At 31.9% G+C, this 7,993-nt stretch carries 7 protein-coding genes; 6 read left to right on the top strand and 1 reads right to left on the bottom strand.

Annotated elements, in window-relative coordinates; translation table 11 throughout:
• Positions 1 to 154: 154 nt before the first annotated feature.
• Positions 155 to 1,396, bottom strand: coding sequence for a nickel-dependent malate racemase, LarAH6 family (larAH6, locus tag KPL55_RS22030; RefSeq protein ID WP_216308910.1), 1,242 nt, complete (start codon positions 1,394 to 1,396; stop codon positions 155 to 157).
• Positions 1,397 to 1,740: 344 nt separating this feature from the next.
• Between larAH6 and KPL55_RS22025 the strand changes: the two genes are divergently transcribed.
• From KPL55_RS22025 to KPL55_RS22000, 6 genes are all read left to right on the top strand, one after another.
• Positions 1,741 to 2,580 carry a transporter substrate-binding domain-containing protein gene (locus tag KPL55_RS22025; RefSeq protein WP_216308909.1) on the top strand — a complete coding sequence of 280 codons (840 nt, stop codon included), beginning with the start codon at positions 1,741 to 1,743 and terminating at the stop codon, positions 2,578 to 2,580.
• Positions 2,581 to 2,660: 80 nt separating this feature from the next.
• Positions 2,661 to 3,317 carry an amino acid ABC transporter permease gene (locus KPL55_RS22020; protein WP_216308908.1) on the top strand — a complete coding sequence of 219 codons (657 nt, stop codon included), beginning with the start codon at positions 2,661 to 2,663 and terminating at the stop codon, positions 3,315 to 3,317.
• A 35-nt stretch (positions 3,318 to 3,352) separates the two neighbouring features.
• The gene (locus KPL55_RS22015; protein WP_216308914.1) at positions 3,353 to 4,075 is read left to right on the top strand and encodes an amino acid ABC transporter ATP-binding protein; all 723 of its coding nucleotides are present in this window, start codon (positions 3,353 to 3,355) and stop codon (positions 4,073 to 4,075) included.
• Positions 4,076 to 4,278: 203 nt separating this feature from the next.
• Positions 4,279 to 5,706, top strand: a complete 1,428-nt coding sequence (locus KPL55_RS22010; protein ID WP_246599742.1) for a sodium:solute symporter family protein — start codon at positions 4,279 to 4,281, stop codon at positions 5,704 to 5,706.
• Between the two features lie 217 nt (positions 5,707 to 5,923).
• A complete protein-coding gene (locus tag KPL55_RS22005) occupies positions 5,924 to 6,889 on the top strand; it encodes a bile acid:sodium symporter family protein (RefSeq protein ID WP_216308907.1) in 966 nt (321 codons plus the stop codon).
• 115 nt (positions 6,890 to 7,004) lie between these two features.
• The gene (locus tag KPL55_RS22000) at positions 7,005 to 7,973 is read left to right on the top strand and encodes a PocR ligand-binding domain-containing protein (protein ID WP_216308906.1); all 969 of its coding nucleotides are present in this window, start codon (positions 7,005 to 7,007) and stop codon (positions 7,971 to 7,973) included.
• The last annotated feature ends 20 nt before the right edge of the window (positions 7,974 to 7,993 follow it).

Genomic DNA, 7,993 nt, shown 5'->3' with positions numbered 1-7,993 from the left:
TTGCATGCCCAAAAATAATAGTTGTAAAAGAAAAAGGCCAATTAAAAGCATACATACTTTCAATTGGCTATAATTCTATTTGTCACAAGATGGTTAACTTAATGACATTGGTAAATAAACACCTCTTTTTGTATATATATTAAGACAATAATAATTAGTATGGTAAAGTGGATCCACCAACGGGCATTAGTATAACTTTAGCAGTATCTCCTTTTTCACTCAGTGCTTGATTATAAGCATCTTGAACATTATTAAAAGGTTCCATAAATATATTTTTTACAAAATCATATTCTAATTCAGATACTAAAAATATTTTAGAATGTTGCAAAATCATAGCGATTGCTGCTGCCTTATGTCCTCCAAGTTGAAAATTATTTTTTATTTCTACAATCATATCTTCAGATTTCTTAGTATTTAACATCCAATTTTCAAAAGTTTTTTCTCCAAGTCCCTCAATACAAGATGCTACCAATATTATTATCCCACCATCTTTTACAGCATGTTTTGCATTATCTAATGCTTTTTGTGCTTGATAAAGATTTATATCTTTCGGATAGCCCCCCGGAGTAGTAATAACAATATCTGCTTTTTCCTGTATTTTAATTTTGTAGAAATCATCTAAAAATTTACAGCCTTCCCTATGGGCCTCTATATAATGACCTGCTACAGCTTTTATTATTTCTTTATTACTATCAAGGACAACGTTAACTATAAAATCTATTTTTACAAATTTTCCGATTTCATCAATATCTATCCTAACAGGATTGGTTTTGATATTTCCAGCTTTAGCATTTTCTTCAACCATTCTACTATGATTTGATTGAATTGCTGCCCTTGTTGATACTCCAGGCATTATAGCTTTAGCTCCACCACTATACCCCGCAAAATAGTGATATTCAATATTACCAAGGCAAATCCTTCGATCTGCGTTTACTACGACACTACATATATCTACTGGTGTATTATATGCAGTTATTCCTAGATGGATATACTCAGCCTCATTACTATCTACACACTTTATTCTATTATAAATATCTTCGCCAAGTAGATATTTCTTTTCATCTTCTGTTTGTGATCTATGACTTCCAAGTGCAAAAACTATAACAATATCACTGTCTTTTATACCTATATCGTTTAGTTCAGCTATAACTATAGGAATCACGATTTTGCTAGGCATAGGCCTTGTTATATCGCTAGTAATTATTACTATTTTTTCTCCCGGATTAACTATATTTTTAAGTCTTTCTGAGCCGATAGGATTTTTCATTGCTCTTTTAACTTCATCAGTGCCGGTTAACCCTACTTCAATTTTATTGGGTGTTAATACACCTATAATATTATTATTGTCTATAATTAAATTCATTTTGCCTTTTCCAAACTTTAAATTATATTCCATTAGTATGATTACCTCCTATATATTTTATATAATCGTTTTCACAAGCTTTATATAAATATTATAAAACTACCATAATAATGTAAATAGTTTATTTAACTTTAAAAAGTATTTAGTAACTAAAGTAAGTGAATATAACTGTATTTGGATATATATATGGTCGTATTATTAATAAATAGAGGTGGTTAACATTATTACGTATATTTGACAGGAAGCAACTTGTATATTATAATCAAGTTGTTACATGGTAAAAAATATAAAGAAATGTAAAAGATTATAAAGATTATAGTATTAATAAACATTAACAATCAAAATTATTTGTAAAAATAAATAAATGGAGGTTAATAATGAAAAGAATGTCTAAAACTCTTTGTATTATGTTAACAGCAGTTATATCTACAACTCTATTTACCGCTTGTGGTAGTAAGGAGAATGAAATAAGGATTGGTGTAGCTACAGGAACAACATTTGGCGAAAAGGCAAAGGAATACAGTAAGATAACAGAAATTAAGTCATACAAGGATGATAATTTAAACTTACAGGAGCTTGCAAATGGAAGAATAGACGGTGTAATTACGGACAAGCTAGTTGGGTTAAATGCTATAAAACAATCGAATTTCAAAGGACTAAAACCTGTAGGGGATTTAATATATGAAGAAACTATTGCAGTTGCTATAAGGCAAGATGATGATACATTGCGTCAAGCTATTAATGAAAAGATAAGCGAAATTATTTCAGACGGTACATATGCAAAGTTAAGTAATAAGTATTTCGCAAAAAATATTCTTGATGGAATTGACTATAAAAAAACACTACCAACGGATACTCCTGCGAAGGATGATAGTTTAGCGAGAGTAAAAAAAGCTGGGAAAATCACTTTTGCTTTGAGTGGGGGTTATCCACCATTTAATTATTTCTCATCTGATGACAAATTAACAGGTTTTGACGTTGAAATAGGAGAAGAGGTAGCTAAAAGATTAGGTGTAAAATATGTACCCGTAACTACTGACTGGAGTGGAATTCTAGAGGGTCTTAGAAGCGGACGTTATGATGCTATTTTGGGTAGTATGGCTGTAACTCCTGAGAGACTTAAAGCTGTAGATTTTACAGATCCATATTATTATTCAGGTGCTCAGTTTTTCGTTTCAAAAGATTCAAAGATAAAAAGTATAGATGAGTTAAAATAAATCAATACAAATTATTTAAAATATAAAATTAAGGATATTATGTTCTAATTGAATAGGATATTCCGATAGGAGGGAATAACTTGAATTATGATTTTAGTTTGATTTTCGAAAAATTCCCCATATTTATACCTGCTGCTTTCGAAACTCTTAAAATTGCTGCAGCATCCATAATAGTAGGTGTTATTTTTGGATTAATTATTGCATTTGGAAGGCTTTCTAAAATTAAAATAATATATTATATATCCACTTTTTATGTAACTATAATTCGTGGAACTCCAATTATATTACAACTTTTTATTGTATATTTTGGACTTGCGAATATTATAAAGTTAGATCCATACCCATCGGCAATAATTGCATTCGGAGCTCATAACGCTGCATATATAGCAGAGATATTTCGCGGTTCAATACTATCTATAGATAAGGGACAGATGGAAGCAGCGCGGTCTATAGGAATGACTAATTTTCTAGCAATGAGAAGGGTTATACTACCACAGGCATTTAAACGTGCAGTCCCAAATCTTGGGAATCAATTTATAATTGCTGTTAAGGATTCTTCTTTAGCAAGTACAATTGCAGTACGAGAGCTCTTATTAAAATCTCAACAGCTAGGATCATCTAATTTTCGTTTTATGGAATACTTAATTCTGGCTGGAATTTATTATTTAATAATAACAGGTGTTTTAAGTTTCTTTGTAAATAAACTTGAGAAACGACTTGCTGTCAATGAAAGGTAGGTGTGAGTACAATGGCGAAACGAAGCGATAAGGCTATGATAAAAGTTGAGTGTATTAACAAAAGCTTTGGAGATAACAAAGTATTACATGATATTGATTTGACCGTTTATGAAGGGGAGGTTGTAGTTGTAATAGGACCTAGTGGGTCTGGGAAGAGTACACTTCTACGTTGCATTAATTTCCTTGAGACTAGTGAGAGTGGTCAAATATATTTTGAAAAAGATTTAGTTGAAAATAAAGAGGTTGCTATTAATAAAATGCGTCAAAGTGTGGGAATGGTGTTCCAACACTTTTATTTGTTCCCACACATGACAGTTCTTGAAAATATTATAGAGGGGCCTACTCAGGTAAAGAAGATGAAAAAGCAAGAAGCAATACCTTTTGCTGAGGAATTACTTGATAAAGTAGGGCTACTGGATAAAAAAGATTTTTATCCAGCAATGCTTTCTGGTGGTCAAAAACAAAGGGTAGCTATTGCTAGGGCGCTTGCTATGGAGCCAAAGCTTATGCTGTTTGATGAACCAACATCTGCACTAGACCCAGAACTTGTGGGAGATGTGCTTACTGTCATGAAAAAGTTAGCAAAGGATGGAATGACTATGCTTGTTGTATCACATGAAATGGGTTTTGCAAAAGAAGTAGCAGATAGAATAATCTTTATGGATGAAGGTAGAATTATAGAGGAAGGTAAACCCGATTTGTTTTTTGATAATCCTGAAAATCCAAGGGTTAAAGAATTCTTAGGCCGTATAATTTAGCAAGATTGCAGTTGAAATAATATTATAATATATGCAAAGCGTTGGTTAGAATTTGAAAATTCTCGACCAACGCTTTTATTGTCCTCATAGTTAAGGTTTGAGCTAATTTTCTTTATTTTCACTCAATTGGCATATGTAATGTTGAAAAATATCATAATTGTGTTATAATAAAACATAAAATTAAAACTGTAGGGGGAAAAATAATGAATATACCATTAATTATAGTCATTTTATATATTATTATATTGCTTGGAGTTTCGTGGTATTCTACTAAATTGTCTAAAAAGGGTGGAGCGGAAGGGTTTCTACTTGCAGGGAGGGGTATGCCTGCATCAGTAGTTGCTGTTATGGTCGCCGGACTTGCAGTAGGTGGAGCATCAACTGTTGGAGTTGCAGAAAGCGCATATACTAAAGGGATTTCTGCAGGGATGTATAATGCTGCTTGGGCTGCTGGTGCAGCTATTGCAGGATTAGTAGTAGCTAAAAAATTTAGAAAAATGGCGATAACTACAGTTCCAGAATTATTGGGCAAATATTATGGAAAAACAGGAAAATTAATAGGTGTTATTGGTCAATTAGTTATTCAAATGGTTATTACTTCACTGCAGTATGTTGCAGGTGCATCAATATTGAATGCATTACTACCTAATATATTTACATTTAAACTAGGAATGATTACTACAGCGGTGGTGTTTATTAGTATTACTTTGATAGGCGGTTATTGGGCAGCGGGGCTTAGTAATATAATTAATGTAATAGTCATATATGTCGGACTTATTATGGGCGCTATTGTTGCCTTAAATAATATTGGAGGAATGAGTAATATAGTTTCAAAATTAAATCCAGTTACTCCATGGTTTAATCCCGTTTCGGGTGTTGGTGGAGCAGTGGTGCTGGCTTGGTTTGTTGTTATGATTACTCAATCGATGTCTAATCAAGCAGTTGTTCAAGTCTCATTTGCTGCAAAAGATGGCAATGTAGCAAGAAAGGGGTACTTACTTGGGGCTCTTTTTATACTGCCAGTGGGATTTATTGCAGCATTATATGGAATTATTGCGGCAGCTCAGTTTCCGGGACTTGAAAATGCTGCCATGGCTCTCCCAAAAGTTGTTATGTCACTTAATCCAATTGTAGCTGGAATAACTTTGGCAGGATTATGGGCTGCAGATGTATCTACAGCTACCGGGTTACTACTCGGAAGTGCTACGCTAGTTATAAATGATGTGCTAAAAGTATATGTAAAATCAGATTTTACGCAGAAACATGAGCTAATGTATTCGCGTTTTATAGTTTTGATAATGAGCATAATAACATATATACTTGCGAGCACAGTAGTAGGAATTTTAAGTACACTTTTAATTGGGTTATCGCTCACTACTGCATTTACTATTTTAGTATTGGCAACGATGTTTACACCAAAACTATGTAAAAAGAGTGCTGCCGTTTGGACTTTAAGTGTCGGAATATTAATACTTGTGGCATGGACATTTGTTCCAGCAACACATATAGTAGCTCATCCAATATATTTAGAATGGCCAATATGCCTTGTTACTTTCTTTTTAGTATTTATATTTGATAAAAGGCCAGCTATTACAAATGAATTAGATAAAAAATATACGTTGCAAAATTAGATACTACCATCTAAAGTGAAATCCTTTATTTTTTAATATATATATTAATATTTTGATGTTTTAATTCTAGTAATATATTTCAAAATTATAGTAAGTATCAACGGCAAAGCCAAGCTATAATAGTATAAACAGGTCCATAATAAATTTTAACTTATAAAACATTTATATTCATAATGAAGAAAGGGGTCTGTTATCGGAAAATGAGGGGGTAGTTTTTATGAAAAAAGTAGCACAATTAATTTCTAAGTATTTCGGTCTTATAATTATTATTTTTATGGTACTTGGATTTGTAACGCCAAGTTCATTCAAGTGGGTAACATCCAAAATATTTGGACAGTCTTTTATTAATATTTTATTAGGTATTATTATGTTTGGTATGGGTATGACGTTAAGCATAAATGATTTTAAAATAGTACTAAAGAGACCTCTTGATGTATTTAAAGGAACTGCTGCACAATTTATTATTATGCCTGGAATAGCATTCTTATTATCGAAAGCCTTTGGACTGGAAGAAGCACTTATGGTAGGAGTAGTATTAGTAGGTACATGTCCAGGAGGAACAGCATCTAATGTTATTTCATATATGGCGGGAGGAGATGTAGCTTTATCTGTTGCTATGACTACAGTATCAACACTGATAGCACCATTTCTAACTCCCGCAATTACATATTTATTGATAAAACAAACAGTTAGTTTTGATCCAATAAACATGTTTATAAGCATTATTCAAGTTGTCTTACTTCCAATTGCATTAGGATTAATAGTAAAAGCAATTATAAAACAAAAGGCAAATGTTGTAGAAGATTATATGCCAGCGGTATCTACGATCTCAATAGCATGTATTGTTGGTGGTGTAATTGGTGCAAATTCAGAAAAAATATTAAGTTCATTAGGGGTAATTGTTATAGTAGTTATACTTCATAATTTATGTGGATATGCACTAGGATTTTTTGTAGGTAAAGTAACTGGTATGGATCGCAAAAAGTGTATTACGATTGCCATTGAGGTTGGTATGCAAAACTCAGGTCTAGCTGCATCACTTGCTGCAAGTCAATTTGCAGCGATGCCACTTGCAGCAGTTCCGGCAGCATTATTTAGTGCCTGGCACAATATATCGGGCTCAATTTTCGCTTGGTGTGCCAAAACAATAGAAGAAAAAAAATCTCAGACTCAAATTATGTAGAAAAAATTTAATTGAAAAGCAAATCCTAATGTATATAGGATTTGCTTTTTTTAATGTCTAATTGTAATATATATATATAAAACTTTATATTTTAACATTTTAGGTGGTGGATGATATGATCTTGCTCGACAATAAAAACAAATATGATAAGCAAATATTCTCATGGGGTGAAATATCATGGTTACATGAACCAAATAACTCTCCGTATACTCGTTTAAGTGTGGGCCAAGTAAAAATTTACATAGGTTGTAGGCAAAAAAAACACTTACATCTGGGACAGGAACAGCTTTTTTACGTGGCGCAAGGACAAGGGACATTTATTACAGATGGTAAGAAAGAAAATGTTTGTAAATCAATGTTGATTTACTGCCCACCTTATTCAGAGCATGAAGTATATAATACTGGAAAAGAGGAACTAATTTTTATAGTAGCTTATGTACCAATAAAATTACTTCAATTGGAAAAACACTACATGATTACTATGGAAAGAAACTTGCAAGAAATGATTCCTGTTGAAATATTACAAAATATAAAAGAACAGTTGGCTGAGATTTTAAAAATTACAGTTAATATTTACGATGAAAAACATAAAATTCTTACATTAGACGATTATATAAATGATTTTTGTGATATGTGTCATTCGGTGCATCCTTGTTCTAAAATAAAATATGATAGCGAAAGCGATACGCAATTATCAGGGAAAATATATAGATGTGAATATGGACTTGCAGAACTGGAGGTGCCTATTACTTTAAATGATAATATTTTTGGTTATTTAAAAAGTAGCAATTTTATATTAATCAAACCTAAGAATATAGAGGAAAAGATTTTTCAAATGGAAAAAACCTTAGGAATAAAGAATAACATAGCAATTAATTGCTATGAAAAGATTCCGGATATAATTAAAAGCCGTATATATGTTATCGAGGAGGCATTATCCACAGCAGCTCAATTAATTCAAAAAATATTAGAGCGTAGCATTCTTGAAGGTGAACTTTTAGAAAAAGACAGTGAAATATTGGCTAGTACAAAAGAAAAAATACAATTAAAAGATGCACTAAAAAAAGCAAATATTAAAACTTAGAATGATAAAATTTTTGCGGG

The organism is Clostridium lacusfryxellense (assembly GCF_018861735.1).
Taxonomy (GTDB): Bacteria; Bacillota; Clostridia; order Clostridiales; family Clostridiaceae; genus Clostridium_AD; species Clostridium_AD lacusfryxellense.
Note: the sequence above shows the minus strand (reverse complement) of the source record. Positions and strands in the feature narration are given on the sequence as shown.